The organism is Psychrobacter sp. I-STPA6b (genome assembly GCF_020662265.1).
GTDB lineage: Bacteria > Pseudomonadota > Gammaproteobacteria > Pseudomonadales > Moraxellaceae > Psychrobacter.
This window is the reverse complement of sequence record NZ_VEWM01000122.1, coordinates 276,945-298,511: the sequence shown is the minus strand read 5'-3', so window position 1 is coordinate 298,511 and position 21,567 is coordinate 276,945. Positions and strand designations below refer to the sequence as shown.

The window sequence follows — 21,567 nt, the reverse complement described above, 5'->3', positions numbered from 1 at the left end:
CAATAAAAAGCCCCCATTAACGAATGTTAAAGGGGGCTTTAGGTATAGGGAGCTGACGATGACCTACTCTCACATGGGCGAACCACACTACCATTGGCGCTAAGATGTTTCACTTCTGAGTTCGGGAAGGGATCAGGTGGTTCCATCTTGCTATTGTCGTCAGCAAAGGGGGTTAGATATGAGTCTAAAGTGTTAAATATATTAAGCTAAATCAAGCTAAGTAAAATCGGATGATATAAAATCGTTATCAAGACTTGTTTATACAAAACCAATTGGGTGTTGTATGGTCAAGCCAAACGAGCAATTAGTACAGGTTAGCTACACGTATCACTACGCTTCCACACCCTGCCTATCAACGTCCTAGTCTTGAACGGCTCTTAGGGGAAATCTAATCTTGAGGTGGGCTTCCCGCTTAGATGCTTTCAGCGGTTATCCCATCCGAACGTAGCTACCGGGCAATGCCATTGGCATGACAACCCGAACACCAGCGGTTCGTCCACTCTGGTCCTCTCGTACTAGGAGCAGATCCTCTCAAATTTCCAACGCCCACGGTAGATAGGGACCGAACTGTCTCACGACGTTCTAAACCCAGCTCGCGTACCTCTTTAAATGGCGAACAGCCATACCCTTGGGACCTGCTTCAGCCCCAGGATGAGATGAGCCGACATCGAGGTGCCAAACACCGCCGTCGATATGAACTCTTGGGCGGTATCAGCCTGTTATCCCCAGAGTACCTTTTATCCGTTGAGCGATGGCCCTTCCATACAGAACCACCGGATCACTAAGACCTACTTTCGTACCTGCTCGACTTGTGGGTCTCGCAGTTAAGCGCGCTTCTGCCTTTATACTCTTTGAACGATTTCCGACCGTTCTGAGCGCACCTTCGTACTCCTCCGTTACTCTTTAGGAGGAGACCGCCCCAGTCAAACTACCCACCATACATTGTCCTCGATACTGTTATATCTGAGTTAGAACCCCAACATGACCAGGGTGGTATTTCAAGGATGGCTCCACAAATACTGGCGTATCTGCTTCAAAGCCTCCCACCTATCCTGCACAAGTCAGGTCAAAGTTCAATGTAAAGCTGTAGTAAAGGTTCACGGGGTCTTTCCGTCTAGCCGCGGGTACACAGCATCTTCACTGCGATTTCGATTTCACTGAGCCTCTGCTGGAGACAGCGCTGCCATCATTATGCCATTCGTGCAGGTCGGAACTTACCCGACAAGGAATTTCGCTACCTTAGGACCGTTATAGTTACGGCCGCCGTTTACTGGGGCTTCGATCAAGACCTTCGCTTACGCTAAGCCCATCAATTAACCTTCCAGCACCGGGCAGGCATCACACCCTATACGTCCACTTTCGTGTTTGCAGAGTGCTGTGTTTTTAATAAACAGTTGCAGCAGCCTGGTATCTGCGACTGTCAATAGCTTACAGAGCAAGTCCTTCACCATCGACAGCGTACCTTCTCCCGAAGTTACGGTACCATTTTGCCTAGTTCCTTCAGCAGAGTTCTCTCAAGCGCCTTGGTATTCTCTACCTGACCACCTGTGTCGGTTTCGGGTACGATTCGTTTATGACTATCGCTTAGAAGCTTTTCCTGGAAGCATGGTATTTGCCACTTCGCTGTACATGTACAGCTTGCTATCAGATCTCAGTATTAAGTGACCGGATTTGCCTAATCACTCTACCTACATCCTTCCACCTGGATAACCATCACCAGGCTGGCATAACCTTCTCCGTCCCTCCATCGCATCATAAACAAGTATTGGAATATTAACCAATTTCCCATCGACTACGCCTTTCGGCCTCGCCTTAGGGGTCGACTCACCCAGCCCCGATTAACGTTGGACTGGAACCCTTGGTCTTCCGGCGTGCGAGCTTTTCACTCGCATTATCGTTACTCACGTCAGCATTCGCTCTTGTGATACCTCCAGCATGCCTTACAACACACCTTCACAGGCTTACACAACGCTCCCCTACCACTTGAAACAATTTTCAAATCCGCAGCTTCGGCTCCTAGTTTGAGCCCCGTTACATCTTCCGCGCGGGCCGACTCGACTAGTGAGCTATTACGCTTTCTTTAAAGGGTGGCTGCTTCTAAGCCAACCTCCTAGCTGTCTATGCCTTCCCACTTCGTTTCCCACTTAACTAGGAATTTGGGGCCTTAGCTGGCGGTCTGGGTTGTTTCCCTCTCCACGACGGACGTTAGCACCCGCCGTGTGTCTCCCGGATATCACTCATCGGTATTCGGAGTTTGCATCGGTTTGGTAAGTCGGTATGACCCCCTAGCCGAAACAGTGCTCTACCCCCAATGGTGTTCGTCCGAGGCGCTACCTAAATAGCTTTCGGGGAGAACCAGCTATCACCGAGTTTGATTAGCCTTTCACCCCTATCCACAAGTCATCCCCTGGCTTTTCAACGACAGTGGGTTCGGTCCTCCGATGCCTGTTACGGCACTTTCAACCTGCTCATGGATAGATCACTCGGTTTCGGGTCTATACCCTGCAACTAGACGCCCTATTAAGACTCGGTTTCCCTACGGCTCCCCTATTCGGTTAACCTCGCTACAGAATATAAGTCGCTGACCCATTATACAAAAGGTACGCGGTCACGGAACAAGTCCGCTCCCACTGCTTGTACGCACACGGTTTCAGGTTCTATTTCACTCCCCTCACAGGGGTTCTTTTCGCCTTTCCCTCACGGTACTGGTTCACTATCGGTCAGTCAGGAGTATTTAGCCTTGGAGGATGGTCCCCCCATCTTCATACAGGATTTCTCGTGTCCCGCACTACTTAATATGCTTCTTCTAATGTTTCGAATACGGGACTATCACCCACTATGGTCAGCTTTCCCACACTGTTCTTCTACATTAGAGTCCGTCGGCTCCTCCCCGTTCGCTCGCCGCTACTAGGGGAATCTCATTTGATGTCTTTTCCTCGAGTTACTGAGATGTTTCACTTCACTCGGTTCGCTTCCTAATAAATTAGGATACCTAGCTTATGCTAGGTGGGTTTCCCCATTCAGAAATCTCCGGATCGCAGGATATTGCCACCTCCCCGAAGCTTATCGCAGGCTGTCACGTCTTTCTTCGCCTCTGACTGCCAAGGCATCCACCATGTGCGCTTCATTACTTGACCATACAACCCCAATTAGTCTTAGGATTCTATGTAGTAATGATAACGATATCACCTATGTTTACGCTTGATTCAGTTCTCTTTACTTTCGATAACCAACCCTTGGGATAACAACTGATGTCATTAAAGGTTGATTATCAGGTTAAATTATATATTGTGTATATATAACTTAACCCAGACTCATATCTATGTTTTTAAATAATCATAATGCCTTCGTCAGGTCATTATCATCTGTATAAAACAGAAGAAAATAATCTATATATAAAATTACTTTGTTCTGCTTTCGCTTCACTCTATATCATGGTGGAGCCAAGGAGAGTCGAACTCCTGACCTCCTGCGTGCAAGGCAGGCGCTCTACCAACTGAGCTATGGCCCCGTAGTTATTTGGTGGGTCTGATAAGACTTGAACTTATGACCCCCGCGTTATCAACACGGTGCTCTAACCAACTGAGCTACAGACCCCGAGCTTAGCTTAAACTAAAGAACAACTTGTTGTGAATTCTTGCTGACCGAATGTCGTTTTTAAGGAGGTGATCCAGCCGCAGGTTCCCCTACGGCTACCTTGTTACGACTTCACCCCAGTCATTGACCACACCGTGGTGATCGCCCTCCTAAGTTAGGCTAACCACTTCTGGTGCAATCAACTCCCATGGTGTGACGGGCGGTGTGTACAAGGCCCGGGAACGTATTCACCGCGGCATTCTGATCCGCGATTACTAGCGATTCCGACTTCATGGAGTCGAGTTGCAGACTCCAATCTGGACTACGATAGGCTTTTTGAGATTCGCATCACATCGCTGTGTAGCTGCCCTCTGTACCTACCATTGTAGCACGTGTGTAGCCCTGGTCGTAAGGGCCATGATGACTTGACGTCGTCCCCGCCTTCCTCCAGTTTGTCACTGGCAGTATCCTTAGAGTTCCCGGCCAAACCGCTGGTAACTAAGGAAAAGGGTTGCGCTCGTTGCGGGACTTAACCCAACATCTCACGACACGAGCTGACGACAGCCATGCAGCACCTGTATCACAATTCCCGAAGGCACTCCCGTATCTCTACAGGATTCTGTGTATGTCAAGACCAGGTAAGGTTCTTCGCGTTGCATCGAATTAAACCACATGCTCCACCGCTTGTGCGGGCCCCCGTCAATTCATTTGAGTTTTAACCTTGCGGCCGTACTCCCCAGGCGGTCTACTTATTGCGTTAGCTGCGTCACTAAGAGATCAAGTCCCCCAACGACTAGTAGACATCGTTTACGGCGTGGACTACCAGGGTATCTAATCCTGTTTGCTACCCACGCTTTCGAACCTCAGTGTCAGTATGATGCCAGGAAGCTGCCTTCGCCATCGGTATTCCTTCAGATCTCTACGCATTTCACCGCTACACCTGAAATTCTACTTCCCTCTCACCTACTCTAGCTAACCAGTATCAGATGCAGTTCCCAGGTTAAGCCCAGGGATTTCACATCTGACTTAATTAGCCACCTACGCTCGCTTTACGCCCAGTAATTCCGATTAACGCTTGCACCCTCTGTATTACCGCGGCTGCTGGCACAGAGTTAGCCGGTGCTTATTCTGCAGCTAATGTCATCGCTTATGGGTATTAACCATAAGGTCTTCTTCACTGCTTAAAGTGCTTTACAACCAAAAGGCCTTCTTCACACACGCGGCATGGCTGGATCAGGGTTCCCCCCATTGTCCAATATTCCCCACTGCTGCCTCCCGTAGGAGTCCGGACCGTGTCTCAGTTCCGGTGTGGCTGATCATCCTCTCAGACCAGCTACAGATCGTCGCCTTGGTAGGCCTTTACCCCACCAACTAGCTAATCTGACTTAGGCTCATCTAATAGCGAGAGCTACAAGTAGCCCCCTTTCTCCCGTAAGACGTATGCGGTATTAATTCGAGTTTCCCCGAGCTATCCCCCACTACTAGGCAGATTCCTAAGCATTACTCACCCGTCCGCCGCTAATCCAGTCTAGCAAGCTAGACCTTCATCGCTCGACTTGCATGTGTTAAGCCTGCCGCCAGCGTTCAATCTGAGCCATGATCAAACTCTTCAGTTTAATCTTCTTGGAATCTTTTAAGATGATTCCTAATCTTGGCTCATTCTTTAATCGTATAGTCTTTCGACTACTGGCATTTTATTGCTCATTCGTATGTTCGTAATGAATTAACTTTTGAGTTTTCTTGCCTTAAAGAATGATAATCTTTTTATAGTTAGTCTTTGACCAACTTTAATTCATTAACATTCTGTGTCAGCAAAAATCCACACAAGTTGTTCTTTAGTTTGCTTTTAAATAGTTGACATACAATGTCTTCCATTGTATGTTATATCTAAACTAAGATAGCCTTCAATTTGAAGTTACTCATATTTGAGTGTTTATCTTGCTTAGTGAGCCATCCAGTATATCATGTTTTTAATATCTGTCAAGCTTTTTTTCAATTCTTTTTTTCTTCGTTTCAATCTAAACCCTTCCATTCAACAATTAATCAATTGTTTCATTAAAGTGTTTAGCTCGTCCCGATGAGGTGCGTATTATACGCTAATCTCCCTCACTGTCAAGAAGTTTTTTATCTTTATCTTTATTTTTATTTTTAGTTGGTCGTTTTATCCATTCTCTGAATAATTCCACCCAACTTCAAATATCCACTAACTCAATTTCCTAAGTTAGCCTTCCTCCTCAACAGGTCGCACATTATATACCCTTTTTAATTCGGGTCAAGCGGTTTTTGAAAAAAAATTCCGAAAAACTCTTCAACTTAGACAAATAGCTTAACATCTCAAGAGAAGTTGTCCTATTTAGATAACCACTATTATTAAGATAAACCTCTATTTTGCACACTTTGCACAAGAGAAAATTTTTTATATCTAAATACCTACCTTTTTACAATCTTTCTTCTTTGCTCAGGTTGGATTAGTATCTACCTGAGTAAGTCTGAGCAAAGAGAGGGCTTTACTTCTAGTTTGTTTTTTGAAGCTTACTTTTTAGTGTAGTAAATATGCCTGATAAGGCATAGATAATACCAATAGCTAGTATGCCAGCAGGAATATCATATAGGACAATACCCATAATCAATACACCTATAATAAGTACAACAAAGGGTACACGCTTTTTGTCAAACTCTTTAAAGCTATAGTATTTAATGTTACTCACCATCAGTAACCCACAGATAACAACCCAGACAGCACACAGTCCGATAATGAGTTGAGTATACTGCTCTACCCATTGAGGGCGAGAAATAGCGACCATAACAGCACTGGTAACAAGGATAGCCGCTAGTGGACTGGCTAAGCCAATAAAGTATTTTTTATCTACACTACCAATTTGCACGTTAAATCTGGCAAGGCGAAAGGCAGCACAAGCAGTGAATACAAAGGCACAAGCAACACCAATACGTCCTAGAGGCTGTAGGGCAAAACTATAAATGAGTATGGCAGGTGCAATACCAAAGGCAAGCATGTCAGCAAGTGAGTCATACTGCTCGCCAAAAGGACTTTGAGCGTTGAGCAATCGGGCCAATCGTCCATCCATGCCATCTAAGATAGCAGATAAGAAGATGGCAAGGGATGCCTTGTAGAAGTATCCTTGGGTACTGGCTAAGATGGAGAAGAAGCCTGATAATAATGATAAGGTAGTGACAAGGTTTGGTATAAGGTATACACCACGACTGAAAACTGGCTTGCCTTCATTAACTTCTTGTTCGATGACTTCAAAGGTTAAGCCGTCATAGTTATCTGTGTCTGCAAGCTGACGATTTAGGTCACTGTCATCTATATAAGGCGGAGTTACATGCCCTTCTAGATGCAATGATGTGTCTTGAGTGCAGGTTTTTTGTTCAGAAACTTTTGGCGTTTGCTCTGACATCTTTTATTCTCCCACTAACCAACGCACACTTGTTGCTTTTTCTGCGGGTAATAGTGGTGCGTCTTCTGCTTTTAAGATGGGCTGGATAAATTGCAAGATTTCTCGTGCTTTATGGTCAAACTGCCATGGTGGGTTGATAATCAGCATACCTGTGCCATTTAAGCCAACGGCAATGTCATTGGGATAGATATTAAGCTCACAGATTAGCTGACGTTTGATACCTGTCCGTTTCATTTTTTTATAAAACAGTTCAACAGCATCACTATTTTTTAGTGGATACCAAAGTGCATAGACACCTTGCGCCCATTTATTATGGCTGGTTGCTAATAAGTCAACAAGCTGACCAAAGTCTTTGTGCTCTTGCTCATAGGGTGGGTCAATAAGGATAAGACCACGTTTTTCTTTTGGTGGTATGACAGCAGGTATACCTTCAAAAGCGTTACGATGGTGTATACCAATGGGTAGTTGATATAACTGATAATTGAGTGCGTCGTATTCACTACCTTTATGCTCAAAGGCCTCAGCACGAATCTCTATGTTTGGGTGTGTTTCAACATGATGAGCTATCCACCAAGGAGAGCCAGGATAAACATGCTGGTCATAGGTCTGACGTGCTGTCTGGATGTCTTGGATATATTGTTGAACTGCATCAGGTGCATTGCTGGTATCTGCTTTTAGTAAGGCTTGCACACCCTTGACTGCTTCACCAGTTTTACGAGCTTCTTCACTACTAAGTGAGTATAATCCTCGTCCACCGTAAGCGTCTAATGTATAGAAAGGCTTTCCTTTTTGACTAAGCTGATTTAATAGCTGAACAAGAAGTATGTGTTTGGCAACATCGGCAAAATTGCCTGCATGGTAAGCGTGTTTATAGTTCATAGTATAAAATTGGTTCATTAATAAATATGGCTTATATGGTAGCATAGGCATGATAACAATAGACACTATTAAAGTCAGTACCATAAAATAAGCGCAACAAATATACCGCAAAGTCACTATAAAACAGACTTAGCTTTCTTCAACTTACCTTATAGATGGTTAAAAAGTGAATACATTACTTTCATCTGCACCACCACAAGAAGGGCTAAATTCATTCCCCTCTGAGCATATCCATGCACCACAAACCTGTTTTGCTGTCGATTGGGAAACCTATTTAAGTGAAACAGCGTTAGATTTCTTTATTAGTAATGGCTATCTACTATTAGATGATGTTTTTTCACAATTAGATTTGATGGCACTACAAACAGAAAGTGGATTTATTGATTATCGGGAAGCCACCCTAACCTATGGTCAACGCATCAGCCATATTCGTGGTGATAAAATTCGCTGGATTGATAAAAACAGTCCTTCTGGTATGGCCTACCTACAAGCGATTGATGACTTAGCTCACTTTTTTAATCGTTATCTATTTGCAGGTATTCGCCATTGTGAAGCTCATTATGCTTGCTACCCATCAGGGTTTGGCTATCAATGGCATACAGATAATCCACAAGGACGTGATGAGCGAGTGATTTCAGCCGTCTTTTATTTAAATGATGAATGGCAAAAAAGTGATGGTGGGGCATTAGAGATGATTGATAAACATGGTCATTCTCATGAAGTCTTACCCAAAGCCAATCGCTTAATCATATTTGATAGCAATTTGCGTCATCAAGTACAAATTGCCCATCGACAACGTTATTCGATTGCAACTTGGATGCGTCGTGATAACCCCGTACCATTTGTTGCAGATTAACTCATCACGTTTTTTATTTATTACCTTTTTAAACTAATGTTTTTCATTTAAGAGTATTTTATGAGTAATTTTGAACAATTTTCTGCCATTCAATCAGCCACATTAGCGTTAAGCAAAGAATTGATGCAACGCCCTTCTGTGACCCCTGATGATAAAGGTTGTCAGGATATTTTAGCTGAGCGATTGGCAGAAGTTGGCTTTGATAATGAATTTATGTATTTTGGCGATGAGCAAGCCGTTGGCAGAAATGCACAAGTAAAAAACCTATGGGCAAGGCGTGGTAATACTGAGCCTGTAATTTGCTTTGCAGGGCATACTGATGTTGTGCCAACAGGTGATAAAAATAGCTGGAGTATCCCCCCTTTTGAGCCAACAGTTAAAGATGGCTATCTGTGGGGACGTGGCTCAGCAGATATGAAAACGGGTATTGCTTGTTTTGTGGTGGCGGTAGAAAACTTTGTCAAAAAGCACCCTGAGCATAACGGTTCGATTGCCCTATTAATCACCTCAGATGAGGAAGGTCCTTCGATTAATGGTACTGTCAAAGTGGTCGAAACCTTAGAAGCTCGCCAAGAAAAAATCACTTATTGTCTGGTTGGTGAGCCATCTAGTAGCGATACCTTGGGTGATGTGATTAAAAATGGTCGTCGCGGTTCACTGGGTGGAATTTTAACAGTAACAGGTAAACAAGGTCATGTCGCCTACCCTCAATTAGCCATCAATCCCATTCATGAACTCATGCCTGCTTTGGCAGAATTTACTGGGGCTAGCTGGGATAATGGTAATGAGTTTTTCCCTGCAACCTCAATGCAAATCTCCAATATCAATAGTGGTACTGGGGCAAATAATGTCATTCCTGATACCGCTACGGTGGTATTTAACTTTCGCTTTTCTACTGAAACCACGGCTGATGAGCTAAAAACCAAAACTCATGCCATATTTGATAAACATTTTGCTAAAAGTGATGCAAAATATGAGATTGACTGGAAATTATCAGGTGAACCATTTTTAACCGCAGAAGGGAAATTGGTCAGTGCTTGCCAGCATGCCATTAAAGAAGTCACAGGCATTGACACGCAATTATCCACCTCTGGAGGCACATCTGACGGACGCTTTATCGCTCCGACTGGCTCGCAAGTGGTGGAACTGGGAGTGAGAAATGCCACCATTCACCAGATAGATGAAAAAGTGGAGGTTGAGGATTTGGGCAAATTGGCTCAAATTTATGAAAAGATACTAGAGCGAGTTTTATTAGAGAAATAAGATTAAAAATAGTATCACTACCAATAGCCCTGACAATAAAATAACCAAATAACGCCAACGTCTTTTTTGGTTATTATAAAGATTGCTAGGATAATCAATAATGGCTTGCTCAGGGTTATTGGGATTAAGTTTTATTATAAACCTATTTTTTATTTACAAAATATAATGTTATGAGACCCAAAGGAGCTACTCCTATTGCAAACATAAACAACATTGCTCTAATTATAAATTTAAAATACAAAACGATAAGTAGTAAAATACCACCTAAAACCCATACTTCGTCATCAAAAAACAAATCCCAAAGCCAATCATAAAAATATTTTGCATAAGGATATAATAGTGCACTAATTACTAAATAAATACGATTAACAAGTATATACGTACTATCAAGTCCACCTGTAGTTGAACGACTACTAACATAATCTGTCATTAACCAGATGAAAGTACAAAAAGCAAATCCTACCACTAAGTTTCTAAGGTGATATTTTCGAGAAAGCCCCAAAAAAGTTAATTGGATTATTTGCACAATCATCTCCTACTCAAACTTTCTATTAAATCCAACCTTGTACAAATGACAAAAAGCTAACTACTCAATACTCAAATAAATCATTCAATACCGATATAAATATCCACCTGCCCATCATCTGGATTCGCATTGACATAATGCTCAAAGTCCACATCATAAAGACGAGTGTGTTCACAGTTTGACTTATTAAAATAATTCCAAACCTTATCCCAACCCTCAATAACAATATCAGGCATTGCACCTTTTTTAGTAAACACCAAATATTTACCCGCAGGAATGGTCACTGTCACTATGTCCTCACTGTGGCTCTCATACTCTGTTTTATTCCAACCTGCAACAACATCAAATTCCCCAGTCGCATCGGTTTCATAATTATGATACATACCATAAATTTTGGCATCTTCAGGTAAGTTATTAAACTGTGTTTGGTAAAACTTTTGCCACAGCCCCCCAAGTTTTGCTGTTTTATGACTGGTTTCAGCTTGATTGGTGGTGCGAACACTCAAACCTTGGCAAAGAATGGGGGTTGCTAAACTTTTTATTTGTATACTCATATTAGATATCCTATTTTTTATATTGACTTTAATCTATAGCAGGTAAGGTATAGAAACATTAATCCGCTTCATCAATCCAGTTCATTTGAATGGCTTCGAGTATACCTTCATTAGATTTATTTGGGTCATCATCAAAGCCCTCAAGCTCTGTCACCCAGCGATGCAAATCGGTAAAACGTATATATTGTGGGTCGGTATCTGGAAATTTTTCTGCCAACTCAATCGCAATATCTAAGCTGTCTGTCCATTTAAGTTTTTGTGGCAACATTTTTGTTTATCTCCTATTTACTAAGCTATATTTGAAAGTATAAAACATACTCAACTATCTATCATAACAGACTGCAACAAGGCTTCGTTAGCCTTGTGATTTAACCTCTTGTTGATGAGTGTTCCATGAATCAATCACTGGTGTGATGTGTGCATCCATCATATCCAATGTCTGTGGTGGGCGTTTACCTTTTTTATCCACCAGTAAAAACTTGGTCATACCCACTGCCATAATCGTATTTTTTACCATAAAATGATGCTGGAAATATATATATTTCTCATCCCAGCCCTCTAGTTGACTGGATACCGTAATTTTATCAAACAACTTAACCTCTTTTAGATAAACCACCTCTTGCATAGAGATAATCCAAAACATTGGTTTATGTCCTTTTTTCTGACAGCAAGTCGTCAGCCAACCAGTAATATTTAACTCAATAAAGGATAGATAACGATAGTTTGGCAAATGATTTCGAAAACCCATGTCATGAGGCAAAATACGATAACTGCGTACAAATGGGGTAAATAGTTGCTTTAATGTCAACTCTGAGCCCTGCTTAGGTGCACGTTTTAAATCATGCTTGAGCAACATCATTAAAATAAAAAATCGAACCAACATATTCATATATCAAACCCTGCCACATTTTTTTGTCATATAAAAGTCTCAGTCTATACGGGCATTAGGCAATTGTCAGCTATGTTGATAAAAAAATTATCTATTCGTTATTGAAACCGAGTATATGAAACCCCATTGTCGTATCAGCCCCACGATACCACCCTTGAATTTTTTTCAAGAGCAACTATTAATTAAGGTATGTGGGTTATTAACAATGATTAAACTAATTTAAATGGAGTAAGAGAATGAACATTCGTCCTTTACATGACCGTATTGTCGTCCGCCGTGTGGAAGAAGAGCAAAAAACTGCAGGTGGCATTTTATTACCTGGCTCAGCACAAGAAAAACCATCTCAAGGTGAAGTGTTAGCTGTTGGTAATGGTCAAATTCGTGATAATGGAGAAGTACGCGCCCTTGATGTAAAAGTTGGTGATAAAGTGTTGTTTGGTCAATATGCTGGACAAACTGTAAAAGTAGATGGCGAAGAGCTACTTATCATGAAAGAGTCTGACGTATTGGGTGTTCTTGAAGGCTAATATCCATACTGTAATGGACTTGCTCAACGTAATATTTCATAAAATTTATAACATTAATCATTCATAAAAATTGGAGAATATTCTCATGGCAAAAGATGTCAAATTTGGTAGCAACGCACGTAAGCAAATGATGGATGGTGTAAACATCCTAGCTGACGCTGTAAAAGTAACATTAGGCCCTAAAGGTCGTAACGTAGTTATTGATAAGTCTTTTGGTGCACCAACCATCACCAAAGATGGTGTTTCTGTTGCCAAAGAAATCGAGCTTGAAGATAAGTTTGAAAATATGGGCGCACAGTTGGTTCGTGAAGTAGCCAGCAAAACCAATGATGTTGCTGGTGATGGTACAACCACTGCTACTGTATTGGCTCAAGCCATCTTGCAAGAAGGTATGAAGTCTGTTGCTGCTGGCATGAACCCTATGGATCTAAAACGTGGTATCGATAAAGCTGTTCGTGCTGCGGTTGAACAGATTCACCAGTTATCTACCCCTGCTGATGACCACAAAGCCATTGCTCAAGTTGGCTCAATCTCTGCTAACTCAGATACCAAAATTGGTGAGCTAATCTCTCAAGCAATGGAAAAAGTTGGCAAGCAAGGTGTTATCACTGTTGAAGAAGGCTCAAGCTTTGAAGATACCTTAGAAGTGGTTGAAGGGATGCAGTTTGACCGTGGTTATATCAGCCCCTACTTTGCAAACAAACAAGATAGCCTAACCGCAGAATTTGATAATCCATTTATCTTATTGGTTGATAAAAAAATCAGCAATATCCGTGAAATCGTGCCATTACTAGAACAAGTAATGCAACAAAGCAAGCCTTTGCTTATCATTGCTGAAGACGTTGAAAATGAAGCACTTGCCACATTGGTTGTTAACAACATGCGTGGTGGTCTAAAAACTTGTGCGGTAAAAGCACCTGGATTTGGTGATCGTCGTAAAGCCATGCTACAAGATATCGCTATCTTGACTGGTGGTACGGTTATCTCTGAAGAAGTTGGACTAAGTCTAGAGACTGCAACAGTTGAACAGCTTGGTACTGCCAAAAAAGTCACTGTTGGTAAAGAAAATACAGTAATCGTTGATGGTGCTGGTAATAAAGCAGACATCGACGCACGTGTAGACTCTATCCGTCGTCAAGTTGAAGAATCAACTTCTGACTACGATAAAGAAAAACTACAAGAGCGTATTGCTAAACTATCAGGCGGTGTCGCAGTTATCAAAGTTGGTGCAGCAACTGAAACCGAAATGAAAGAGAAAAAAGACCGTGTTGATGATGCACTGCATGCCACTCGCGCTGCTGTAGAAGAAGGCGTTGTGCCTGGTGGTGGTGTTGCATTAGTCCGTGCTTTAGGCGCACTTGCTGACCTAACTGGTGATAATGATGACCAAACTGCGGGTATCAATATCCTACGTCGTGCCATGGAAGCCCCACTACGTCAAATCGTTACCAACTCTGGTGAAGAAGCTTCTGTTGTTGTCAACGAAGTGAAAAATGGCGAAGGTAACTATGGTTACAATGCTGCTACTGGTGAGTATGGTGATATGATTGAAATGGGTATCCTTGACCCAGCCAAAGTATCTCGCTCTGCTCTAGAAAATGCTGCATCTGTCGCAGGCTTGATGTTAACCACTGAAGCCATGATTACTGACCTACCAGAGAAAGATGACCCAATGGCAGGCATGGGCGGTGCTGGTGGTATGGGCGGAATGGGAGGCATGGGCGGTATGATGTAATCATCGTCCAAGCTAAAAATTTCGTACCAATTTATCGTTATAAACCATATATTTAATTTGTATTATTAGCGATAAAACAAAACCCCAATAAGCAATAGCTTATTGGGGTTTTCTGATATTAATGAAAACTTCATGGATTTTTATAGTATCACTTTCCTATGACTTTACATTAATCACTCTCAATGTAAAATACACCTTCGATTCTATTTGCTCTACAGAGGTCTATGCCATGAAACAGAAGAAATGGTTGATTATCATCAGCTTTGTTTTAGCATCCATACTCAGCTTTATTTTGGGTTATCAACTAAAATCATTTTTATATACAGATACCTGTCTGGATATGGGGGGTGGTATAAATCCTGAAGGTTATGGAATTTGTGTGGTCACAGAAACTGGCAGTCCATAGCTATATTTTTAATAGTTGTTAATGGTTTTGTTAAATTGGCTTTGTTAGACTGATATCTAATAACCCTACGAATGAATGAGAAGCAACAGTAGTACGGTTACATGAGGATTTATACCGTAGTCATCGTAAGTTACCATTGGTGTAATAAACCGATTGGGATTTTACTTTATATAGTATGCCTACTATAAATCAATCAAAAAAGGTTCTTTTTGTTTCGTGTAACCTAATAGGCTCATCAAGATTTTTATTGTAGTTATTCCATGCTTGCTCGATAAGATCTGCCACTTGTCTGCTACGTAATTTAGTATTATTCAGCTTGTAATAAGTCAGTGAATATTTTTTATCTGCAAATGATAATAAGGGTTTATTTTTTAAGTAAATTTCGAACCCAGGATATTCACCATAACCAAATTCAATCGTTTTTATATGGCTAAATTCAAACACATCATAAGTATTTTTTAGTGGATTTAATAACTCAAGTCTATCTTGATAAATGACGATATTAGGCAAATGGCTGGTTATGAGTTTAATGTAAAAGAGTGTAACGCATAACATTATAATCATTGCTAATATTTCAATGAACAATGGTAATTCCCTACGGGAGGAAGTAGGGAAAAAATCGAAAAACACCTCTGCAAAAAAAACACAGAAACAAAACGCACAAACACAAATAACGTATAACATTAAATGCTTTTGTGGATAAAGTTTAATTGGCAAAGCTAATGGCTTTTGATTCATTAAAAAACTTCCATGTTATTTGTATGGGATTGACACAAACCATATCATAGCAAATTACTGGTCCTTTTCATCACGACGGAATGTCCACGTATTCTCATCAGATGACTCATCACAGTAATAATATCCTGCCAAATTAAACGCTTTTAACTGCTCAGCATTGCTCAGTTTATTTTCTACCGCATATTTCACCATCAAGCCACGCGCTTTTTTGGCATAAAAACTAATCACTTTGTATTTACCATTTTTCTCATCTTCAAAGCGAGGGGTAATGATATTGGCGGTCAACACTTTTTTCTTCACTGATTTAAAATATTCATTGGAAGCTAAGTTAATCAGCACTTTATCATCACTGTCTGTCATACGCTCATTAATCACTTGGGTAATTTTTTCTCCCCAAAATTCATATAAGTTATCACCTTGTGGATTTTTAAGCTTTGTCCCCATCTCTAGGCGATAAGGTAGGATTAAATCTAGCGGTTTTAGTACACCATATAATCCTGACAAAATCCCTAAATGCTCATTTAAATAGATAACGCTGTCTTTATCCATATTATAGACATCAAGCCCTGTATAAACGTCACCATCAAATAGATAAACAGCAGGCTTGGCATTATCTGCGGTAAACGGCTTATCTTTGCTCCATTGCCAATCTTGGTTGCGTTTGGTATTGAGCTGAGCTAAGTCATCAGAGATGTTCATTAATTCTTGTAAGTCGATGGGTTCTTTCTTTTTGAGTACGTTCATCAAGCTTTGTGATTGCTCAATCAACTCTGGCTGACTGTAGTAATTACCAACATTGATGGGCAATTCATCGCTTTCGTTTAGGCTTTTGGCGGGAGATAGGACGAAATACATACATTATCCTTTCAAGTTAAATATTAAGTTGTTTTAGTGGATACGATATCTCTCTTAACTTCTTCTCATCATCAAACTTTGTTAACAAATCATCTAAGTAGAAAGAAAATGTCACAAAAAGATATCACACTGTCTGGCAGAAATGTAACAGAATATGACTAACTTCAGCCAAAGAATTAAAGTATTTTTACTTACTCTTACTTTAGCTGAGAAATGACTCACCTTATGGTCTATTTAAAATCATACGGGTATATTCACGGTCATATTGACTTGATACCTGCTATATATTGAACTGACTATATTATTTATCAAGGTAAAGCCATGATTAAAAATCTACTGCACTCAAAAAAATCACTACTAACTTCTGTCGCCACTAGTATTGGTATTGCGACAGCAACACTAGCGCCAGCAACAGGCGCGATGGCATCTGGTAGTGTGACACCATTTACAGCAGATTATAAGTTTACTGTAGAAAACAAATATAACGGAACAGCAACCCGCCAACTCACTCAAAATGGTAATACATGGAACTATAAAGTTAACGCCCGCGTATCAGGTGTTGCCACAGCCAATCAAAGCAGTACATTTACTATCCATGGTAATACAGTCTCCCCAAGCAGTGCCAGTACAACTTACAGAATCTTTGGTCTTGGACGGACACACAACCTGAGCTTTAATCCTTCAACCAAAAAGGTAGTGAGTACTTATCGAGGCAGAAGCAACACTTTTTCTGCACCCAATGGTGCATTAGATGATTTAAGTCTTGAGACTCAAATACGCCAAGACTTGCTCAGTGGTCGCTTTACTGGCAACTATTATCTGGCAAAAAAAGACAAAGTTGAAAGAACACCTTTTAGAAAAGCTGGAAACTACCGTATCACTGTCCCTGCTGGTACTTATGACACGGTTCGTATTGACCGAGTGCATGATGATAACAGTCGCTCTACCAGCTTTTGGCTTGCACCTAGCCTCAATTATTTACCTGTTAAGATGACTCAAAACAATGATGGTAAAGAGCTTAAAATGGAGCTAACCAGAGTTAACTAACTATATAAATAGGTATTTATGTTTTTATAATATGCTTATAGCTCTTCTTTATTTTATAAAAGGCTGTTCAAAAATGGACAGCCTTTTACTAGTTTATAATCTTAGCATTTAGATACAGATTTATTAATGACGTTCCATTCGTGCTTTATTCATGGAAGGCAAACGCTTTAATAGGACAAATAATAGAATATTTACTCCCAATAGTAACAGAGTATCAATCATATATATCCAAGATATTGACCACTGCTCAGCATAAAGGCGAGTAAATAACACCACACCACTGGCACCCATATATACCAAAGTAATCATACTTGCCAGCAAAAGTGCATAGGGTGACTTTCCTTTCACCATCCATGGTGTCAGCACAAATGCTGGCAGTAGCCAAATCGCCTGCCACACAATACCACCCATAATTTCTGGATTGTTTTGGCTAAGTTGGCTTACTAAAATAGGTAGAGCTATCAGACGATACAACAACCAAACAACCCAGACCAGCTTTAATTTCTGGCGAACTGGCGTAACGGGCTTTAACCCCTGAGCTGTTTTGCTTCGGCTTTCACGCATAAGCCATTTTATCCTTACATTTTATAGGTATACATTAAAAGTCAATAAGACAAACTACCATGAGGCAGTGCATAACGCCTGTGCAGTAATACCAAGACGTTTACCTTGAGCAATTGCCAATACGCGTTCATCGTTTGTCATAGGATGGTCATGCTTAGCACCACTGACATGAGTCGCACCATAGGGTGTCCCACCACGAGTTGTGCGATTCAGTTCTGGCTCTGAGTAAGGAACGCCTAACAATATCATGCCATGATGTAATAAAGGCATCATCATGCTCAGTAAGGTTGTTTCCTGACCACCATGCATCGTTCCAGTGCTAGTAAACACACAAGCTGGCTTATTTTGTAAATTACCCGCTAACCACAAAGTCACTGTACTGTCCCAAAAATACTTCATTGGTGACGCCATATTACCAAAATGTGTCGGGCTACCTAACGCCAATCCCATACAGTTTTTTAAGTCATCCATTGTACAGTATAAATCACCGTCATCTGGTATGGCAGGACTGGCAGTTACTGTTTCAGGAGCAACTTTTGGCACAGTCCGTATACGTGCGCTAATACCAGCATCTTCAATACCTTGAGCAATGGCATAAGCCATTTCTTTTGTTGTGCCGTATTGTGAGTAATATAACACCAAAACATAAGGAGTCATTGTCATTGCTAAGCCTTTTTTAATGGTTGGTTGATAAGTTTGTATTTTGACACAATTTTTTTGCAGATGCGAAAGCATAATTTTTGTTACACTATCTCGTCTTTTTACAACAGTATGTATCGGTATATGGAAACTCTACTCAAAAAACTGCCTTTTTATGATAAAAAATGGTTTGTCTTTCTACGATTTTTAACTCGGCACTACTTAGAAGATAACTGTCAGCAAAAAGCTGCCTCCTTAACCTATACCACGTTATTGTCTATCGTACCAGTATTGACAATACTACTTATCATTCTGTCATCTGTACCAGCTCTTGGCTCAGTCAGAGCGCAGATTTATCAGCTTATTTATAATAATTTACTGCCACAATCGAGTATGCAGGTTAGTAGCTATATTAATGAGTTTGCTGAAAAATCTACCAACTTAACTGCCATTGGTATCATGGCATTATTTGTAACAACATTGATGACACTATTTACCATCGAAACAGCGTTTAACCAGATTTGGCGGGTTGAAAGCAAATCAGGTGGTATTCGCAGTATTTTACGCTATTGGGCAATCGTTACTTTAGGTCCTTTGGTGTTAGGCACGGCTTTTATTGTTTCCAGTACCGTACAGAGTCTTAGCTTTTTAAACCAACAAATCGCAGGCTACGGTATTGACTGGTCTTTTTGGGTACATATCCTTACCTTCTGTATCACCACAGCTGGCTTTATTGGTATGTACTGGTTTATTCCTAAAGCCTATGTCCCTGTCAAAAATGCAACCATCGCTGGTGTTATTGCTGCTATTACCTTTGAGCTACTCAAGTCCTTATTTAGTATTGCCATGTCTCACTTTACCAGCTACGAGGCAATATATGGTGCATTTGCTGCCTTACCCATTTTCTTATTATGGCTCTATCTGTCATGGAACTTAATCTTAATTGGTGTAGAGATTAGTTATACACTGACCATCTTTGAAACCAAAGAAGTTTATCCTCGCCATCCTCTATTAAGCCTACTTGATATGCTAAATTTAGTTTATGACCGTCATCAGTTAGGCGAGTCTGTCAGCGAGCAAGAACTTCGAGATGTCCTTGGAAGAAAAGAGTTGCCAAAATGGTATACTTATGTTAACTATTTACAAGAAAATGACTTAATTACTGTCACAGAAAATAATAACTATGTCTTGAAAAAAGACCTTAAACAAATCTCACTTTGGGATTTTTATTGCACCCTACCCTATCCATTGCCTATCAAGGAAGAGTTAGATAGGGTTTATAAAAATGTACAAACACCATGGCTCAGTACATTAGTTATCCATTTTATCCGTACAGAAAATTACACCAAAAAAGAGCTAAATATCCCATTGGCTGATATATTTTCTCATAGCCAACCACGTAAAAAAGTAGAAAAAATCAGCTCAGATGATTATCTTTCAGAAGAATCTAATGAGCAACAGCCAGAAACTTTCGAAAAAGATGCAACAAAAACCACAGATAACTTTAATAATGAAATACTAATACCTCAAGATGGACAAAATGATGAGAATGAGTCTATAGCGCCGTCAATCAATCGACGAGACTGGGATAAGCGTCAAGCACTGATTACAGAAGCTGATAATCCCAAAAACTCATAATATCATTCATATACAATTGACTTAACTGGGACGTTTGCAATGCCACATTCTACAGGTCTAACCGTACTTGAAATTAGTGCCATTTTTTTATCCATTACGGCACTTCTTGCTTATATCAACAAGCGCTTTATTGGCTTACCCACGACTATTGGAGTGATGGTTATCTCTCTGGTGGTATCTATTGCCGCCATCTTTTTGGGGTTTTTGGGATTTGATGAGCTAATTGATTACGAAGTCAGTCTACTGGCACAGCTCAACTTTACCGAAGTTTTGCTTGATGGCATGTTATCTATGCTGTTATTTGCTGGTGCACTACATATTAACATCAGTGACCTACGACGTTATAAAATTCCCATTGGTGTATTGGCTTTTTTTGGTACGTTAATATCAGCATTTTTAATTGCAACCGCTATCTATTTGGTACTCCCTCTACTTGGTTTTGAAATTAGTTATATTTGGTGCTTACTATTTGGTGCGCTTATCTCACCAACCGATCCCATTGCTGTTTTGGGTATTTTATCATCGGCTGGCGCTCCAAAAAGCCTAGAGACAGTGATTGCAGGAGAATCATTATTTAATGATGGTATTGGTGTGGTTATTTTTGCGTTATTTCTTGGAATATTAACCAGTGGTAATATTCCATCTGCTGAAGTAATCAGCCATAGTTTAGCCTTAGAAGCAGGTGGGGGCATCGCATTTGGTCTAGCACTTGGACTACTCGTTAACTACTTAATCAAAAGCATTGATAGCTACCAAGAGGAAGTATTACTCACTCTAGCAGGGGTGCTTGGTGGTTATGCACTGGCAAGCTATTGGCATTTATCAGGGCCTCTAGCCATGGTTATCATGGGATTAATGGTTGGTAACCGTGGACGTACTTATGCCATGAATGACGAAACACGACACTATGTTGATTTATTCTGGGAGCTGATTGATGAAATACTAAATGCCATCTTATTTGTTCTAATTGGTCTTGAAGTCGTTATTATTGCTTATTCAGTCAACTTATTTATTGCTGCCATTCTTGCCATTATTATTGCTCTTGGTGCACGTTTTATTGTCGTTGGACTGACCACAAAAACCTTTAATCGTCAGCTTGATTTGCCAAAAGGAGCATGGAAAGTCTTAACATGGGGAGGATTACGAGGCGGTATTTCTGTTGCATTGGTACTACAACTGCCAGTGGGGACTGAGCGAGACGTACTTCTAGCACTCACATATGCTATCGTTATCTTCTCTATCTTAGTACAAGGACTGACTATCAGTAAAGTTGCAGAAAGCGCTCGACCTTCCAAGCACAAAGTACTTCATTAATGCTGAACAACTGCTGGTTGAGTACACAGAAGAAAGGGTTGACTGGTTAGAAAATATCAAGATGATATGGTATATTATCCCTATACCTTACCATATTTTTAGTTATCTTGAATGCTTCCGTGTGCTGTTTTTAACAGTATTT

General features: G+C 40.7%; 18 protein-coding genes, 2 tRNA genes and 3 rRNA genes. 8 read left to right on the top strand and 15 right to left on the bottom strand.

The genetic code is table 11. The annotated features are described in order from the left end of the window. Positions 1 to 50 precede the first annotated feature (50 nt). The 7 genes from rrf to FHK88_RS13550 form a co-directional block, all read right to left on the bottom strand. Positions 51 to 164 (bottom strand): 5S ribosomal RNA (gene rrf, locus FHK88_RS13580). Positions 165 to 283: 119 nt separating this feature from the next. Beyond that, positions 284 to 3,137 (bottom strand): 23S ribosomal RNA (locus FHK88_RS13575). A 298-nt stretch (positions 3,138 to 3,435) separates the two neighbouring features. Beyond that, positions 3,436 to 3,511 (bottom strand) — tRNA-Ala (locus tag FHK88_RS13570). Between the two features lie 9 nt (positions 3,512 to 3,520). Continuing rightward, a tRNA-Ile gene (locus tag FHK88_RS13565) sits at positions 3,521 to 3,597 on the bottom strand. Positions 3,598 to 3,658: 61 nt separating this feature from the next. Beyond that, positions 3,659 to 5,192: ribosomal RNA gene (locus tag FHK88_RS13560) — 16S ribosomal RNA — on the bottom strand. The 16S, 23S and 5S rRNA genes sit together here with 2 tRNA genes alongside, the layout of an rRNA operon. A gap of 897 nt (positions 5,193 to 6,089) precedes the next feature. Continuing rightward, the gene (gene pssA, locus FHK88_RS13555; protein ID WP_227431237.1) at positions 6,090 to 6,995 is read right to left on the bottom strand and encodes a CDP-diacylglycerol--serine O-phosphatidyltransferase; all 906 of its coding nucleotides are present in this window, start codon (positions 6,993 to 6,995) and stop codon (positions 6,090 to 6,092) included. Positions 6,996 to 6,998: 3 nt separating this feature from the next. Further along, positions 6,999 to 7,874 carry a 23S rRNA (adenine(2030)-N(6))-methyltransferase RlmJ gene (locus FHK88_RS13550; RefSeq protein WP_227431236.1) on the bottom strand — a complete coding sequence of 292 codons (876 nt, stop codon included), beginning with the start codon at positions 7,872 to 7,874 and terminating at the stop codon, positions 6,999 to 7,001. A 229-nt stretch (positions 7,875 to 8,103) separates the two neighbouring features. On the opposite strand from FHK88_RS13550, the gene FHK88_RS13545 reads away from it, so the two are divergent. Beyond that, complete coding sequence (locus FHK88_RS13545) at positions 8,104 to 8,730, top strand: 2OG-Fe(II) oxygenase (RefSeq protein WP_227431261.1); 627 nt, start codon at positions 8,104 to 8,106, stop codon at positions 8,728 to 8,730. Between the two features lie 60 nt (positions 8,731 to 8,790). Beyond that, positions 8,791 to 9,993 (top strand): succinyl-diaminopimelate desuccinylase, encoded by a 1,203-nt coding sequence (dapE, locus tag FHK88_RS13540; RefSeq protein ID WP_227431235.1) that lies wholly within the window; start codon positions 8,791 to 8,793, stop codon positions 9,991 to 9,993. 142 nt (positions 9,994 to 10,135) lie between these two features. On the opposite strand, the gene FHK88_RS13535 is transcribed toward dapE, so the two are convergent. From FHK88_RS13535 to FHK88_RS13520, 4 genes are all read right to left on the bottom strand, one after another. Next, a complete protein-coding gene (locus tag FHK88_RS13535) occupies positions 10,136 to 10,519 on the bottom strand; it encodes a hypothetical protein (RefSeq protein WP_227431234.1) in 384 nt (127 codons plus the stop codon). A gap of 80 nt (positions 10,520 to 10,599) precedes the next feature. Continuing rightward, positions 10,600 to 11,073, bottom strand: a complete 474-nt coding sequence (locus tag FHK88_RS13530; RefSeq protein ID WP_227431233.1) for a GyrI-like domain-containing protein — start codon at positions 11,071 to 11,073, stop codon at positions 10,600 to 10,602. 58 nt (positions 11,074 to 11,131) lie between these two features. Then, positions 11,132 to 11,341 carry a Fe-S cluster assembly protein IscX gene (gene iscX, locus FHK88_RS13525; RefSeq protein WP_227431232.1) on the bottom strand — a complete coding sequence of 70 codons (210 nt, stop codon included), beginning with the start codon at positions 11,339 to 11,341 and terminating at the stop codon, positions 11,132 to 11,134. A gap of 87 nt (positions 11,342 to 11,428) precedes the next feature. Then, the gene (locus tag FHK88_RS13520) at positions 11,429 to 11,962 is read right to left on the bottom strand and encodes an acyl-CoA thioesterase (RefSeq protein ID WP_227431231.1); all 534 of its coding nucleotides are present in this window, start codon (positions 11,960 to 11,962) and stop codon (positions 11,429 to 11,431) included. A 236-nt stretch (positions 11,963 to 12,198) separates the two neighbouring features. Between FHK88_RS13520 and groES the strand changes: the two genes are divergently transcribed. The 3 genes from groES to FHK88_RS13505 all read left to right on the top strand — a co-directional run bounded on the left by groES (position 12,199) and on the right by FHK88_RS13505 (position 14,630). Beyond that, the gene (groES, locus tag FHK88_RS13515) at positions 12,199 to 12,489 is read left to right on the top strand and encodes a co-chaperone GroES (RefSeq protein WP_227431230.1); all 291 of its coding nucleotides are present in this window, start codon (positions 12,199 to 12,201) and stop codon (positions 12,487 to 12,489) included. A gap of 85 nt (positions 12,490 to 12,574) precedes the next feature. After that, positions 12,575 to 14,224 (top strand): chaperonin GroEL, encoded by a 1,650-nt coding sequence (gene groL / locus FHK88_RS13510; protein ID WP_227431229.1) that lies wholly within the window; start codon positions 12,575 to 12,577, stop codon positions 14,222 to 14,224. A 229-nt stretch (positions 14,225 to 14,453) separates the two neighbouring features. Continuing rightward, complete coding sequence (locus tag FHK88_RS13505; protein ID WP_227431228.1) at positions 14,454 to 14,630, top strand: hypothetical protein; 177 nt, start codon at positions 14,454 to 14,456, stop codon at positions 14,628 to 14,630. 189 nt (positions 14,631 to 14,819) lie between these two features. Here FHK88_RS13505 and FHK88_RS13500 read toward each other — a convergent pair whose 3' ends face one another. Both FHK88_RS13500 and yaaA read right to left on the bottom strand, forming a co-directional pair. Continuing rightward, the gene (locus tag FHK88_RS13500) at positions 14,820 to 15,368 is read right to left on the bottom strand and encodes a hypothetical protein (RefSeq protein ID WP_227431227.1); all 549 of its coding nucleotides are present in this window, start codon (positions 15,366 to 15,368) and stop codon (positions 14,820 to 14,822) included. A 54-nt stretch (positions 15,369 to 15,422) separates the two neighbouring features. Then, positions 15,423 to 16,223, bottom strand: coding sequence for a peroxide stress protein YaaA (gene yaaA, locus FHK88_RS13495; protein WP_227431226.1), 801 nt, complete (start codon positions 16,221 to 16,223; stop codon positions 15,423 to 15,425). A gap of 321 nt (positions 16,224 to 16,544) precedes the next feature. On the opposite strand from yaaA, the gene FHK88_RS13490 reads away from it, so the two are divergent. Next, positions 16,545 to 17,270: a DUF3108 domain-containing protein gene (locus FHK88_RS13490; RefSeq protein WP_227431225.1), complete on the top strand. Its 726-nt coding sequence runs from the start codon at positions 16,545 to 16,547 to the stop codon at positions 17,268 to 17,270. A 123-nt stretch (positions 17,271 to 17,393) separates the two neighbouring features. Here the strand turns inward: FHK88_RS13490 and FHK88_RS13485 are convergent, their stop codons facing one another. Beyond that, positions 17,394 to 17,834 (bottom strand): hypothetical protein, encoded by a 441-nt coding sequence (locus FHK88_RS13485; RefSeq protein WP_227431224.1) that lies wholly within the window; start codon positions 17,832 to 17,834, stop codon positions 17,394 to 17,396. 54 nt (positions 17,835 to 17,888) lie between these two features. Then, a complete protein-coding gene (gene wrbA / locus FHK88_RS13480) occupies positions 17,889 to 18,491 on the bottom strand; it encodes an NAD(P)H:quinone oxidoreductase (RefSeq protein WP_264480696.1) in 603 nt (200 codons plus the stop codon). Positions 18,492 to 18,617: 126 nt separating this feature from the next. On the opposite strand from wrbA, the gene FHK88_RS13475 reads away from it, so the two are divergent. Further along, positions 18,618 to 20,111: a YihY family inner membrane protein gene (locus tag FHK88_RS13475; RefSeq protein ID WP_227431222.1), complete on the top strand. Its 1,494-nt coding sequence runs from the start codon at positions 18,618 to 18,620 to the stop codon at positions 20,109 to 20,111. 39 nt (positions 20,112 to 20,150) lie between these two features. Next, positions 20,151 to 21,425, top strand: coding sequence for a cation:proton antiporter (locus tag FHK88_RS13470; RefSeq protein ID WP_227431221.1), 1,275 nt, complete (start codon positions 20,151 to 20,153; stop codon positions 21,423 to 21,425). Positions 21,426 to 21,567: the final 142 nt, after the last annotated feature.

Coding starts and splice junctions, on each gene's coding strand:
- pssA (WP_227431237.1), bottom strand. CDS start 6,995: ATGTCAGAGCAAACGCCAAAAGTTTCTGAACAAAAAACCTGCACTCAA.
- yaaA (WP_227431226.1), bottom strand. CDS start 16,223: ATGTATTTCGTCCTATCTCCCGCCAAAAGCCTAAACGAAAGCGATGAA.
- FHK88_RS13505 (WP_227431228.1), top strand. CDS start 14,454: ATGAAACAGAAGAAATGGTTGATTATCATCAGCTTTGTTTTAGCATCC.
- FHK88_RS13470 (WP_227431221.1), top strand. CDS start 20,151: ATGCCACATTCTACAGGTCTAACCGTACTTGAAATTAGTGCCATTTTT.
- FHK88_RS13490 (WP_227431225.1), top strand. CDS start 16,545: ATGATTAAAAATCTACTGCACTCAAAAAAATCACTACTAACTTCTGTC.
- wrbA (WP_264480696.1), bottom strand. CDS start 18,491: ATGACTCCTTATGTTTTGGTGTTATATTACTCACAATACGGCACAACA.
- dapE (WP_227431235.1), top strand. CDS start 8,791: ATGAGTAATTTTGAACAATTTTCTGCCATTCAATCAGCCACATTAGCG.
- FHK88_RS13500 (WP_227431227.1), bottom strand. CDS start 15,368: ATGAATCAAAAGCCATTAGCTTTGCCAATTAAACTTTATCCACAAAAG.
- FHK88_RS13550 (WP_227431236.1), bottom strand. CDS start 7,874: ATGAACTATAAACACGCTTACCATGCAGGCAATTTTGCCGATGTTGCC.
- groES (WP_227431230.1), top strand. CDS start 12,199: ATGAACATTCGTCCTTTACATGACCGTATTGTCGTCCGCCGTGTGGAA.
- FHK88_RS13485 (WP_227431224.1), bottom strand. CDS start 17,834: ATGCGTGAAAGCCGAAGCAAAACAGCTCAGGGGTTAAAGCCCGTTACG.
- groL (WP_227431229.1), top strand. CDS start 12,575: ATGGCAAAAGATGTCAAATTTGGTAGCAACGCACGTAAGCAAATGATG.
- FHK88_RS13530 (WP_227431233.1), bottom strand. CDS start 11,073: ATGAGTATACAAATAAAAAGTTTAGCAACCCCCATTCTTTGCCAAGGT.
- iscX (WP_227431232.1), bottom strand. CDS start 11,341: ATGTTGCCACAAAAACTTAAATGGACAGACAGCTTAGATATTGCGATT.
- FHK88_RS13475 (WP_227431222.1), top strand. CDS start 18,618: ATGGAAACTCTACTCAAAAAACTGCCTTTTTATGATAAAAAATGGTTT.
- FHK88_RS13520 (WP_227431231.1), bottom strand. CDS start 11,962: ATGAATATGTTGGTTCGATTTTTTATTTTAATGATGTTGCTCAAGCAT.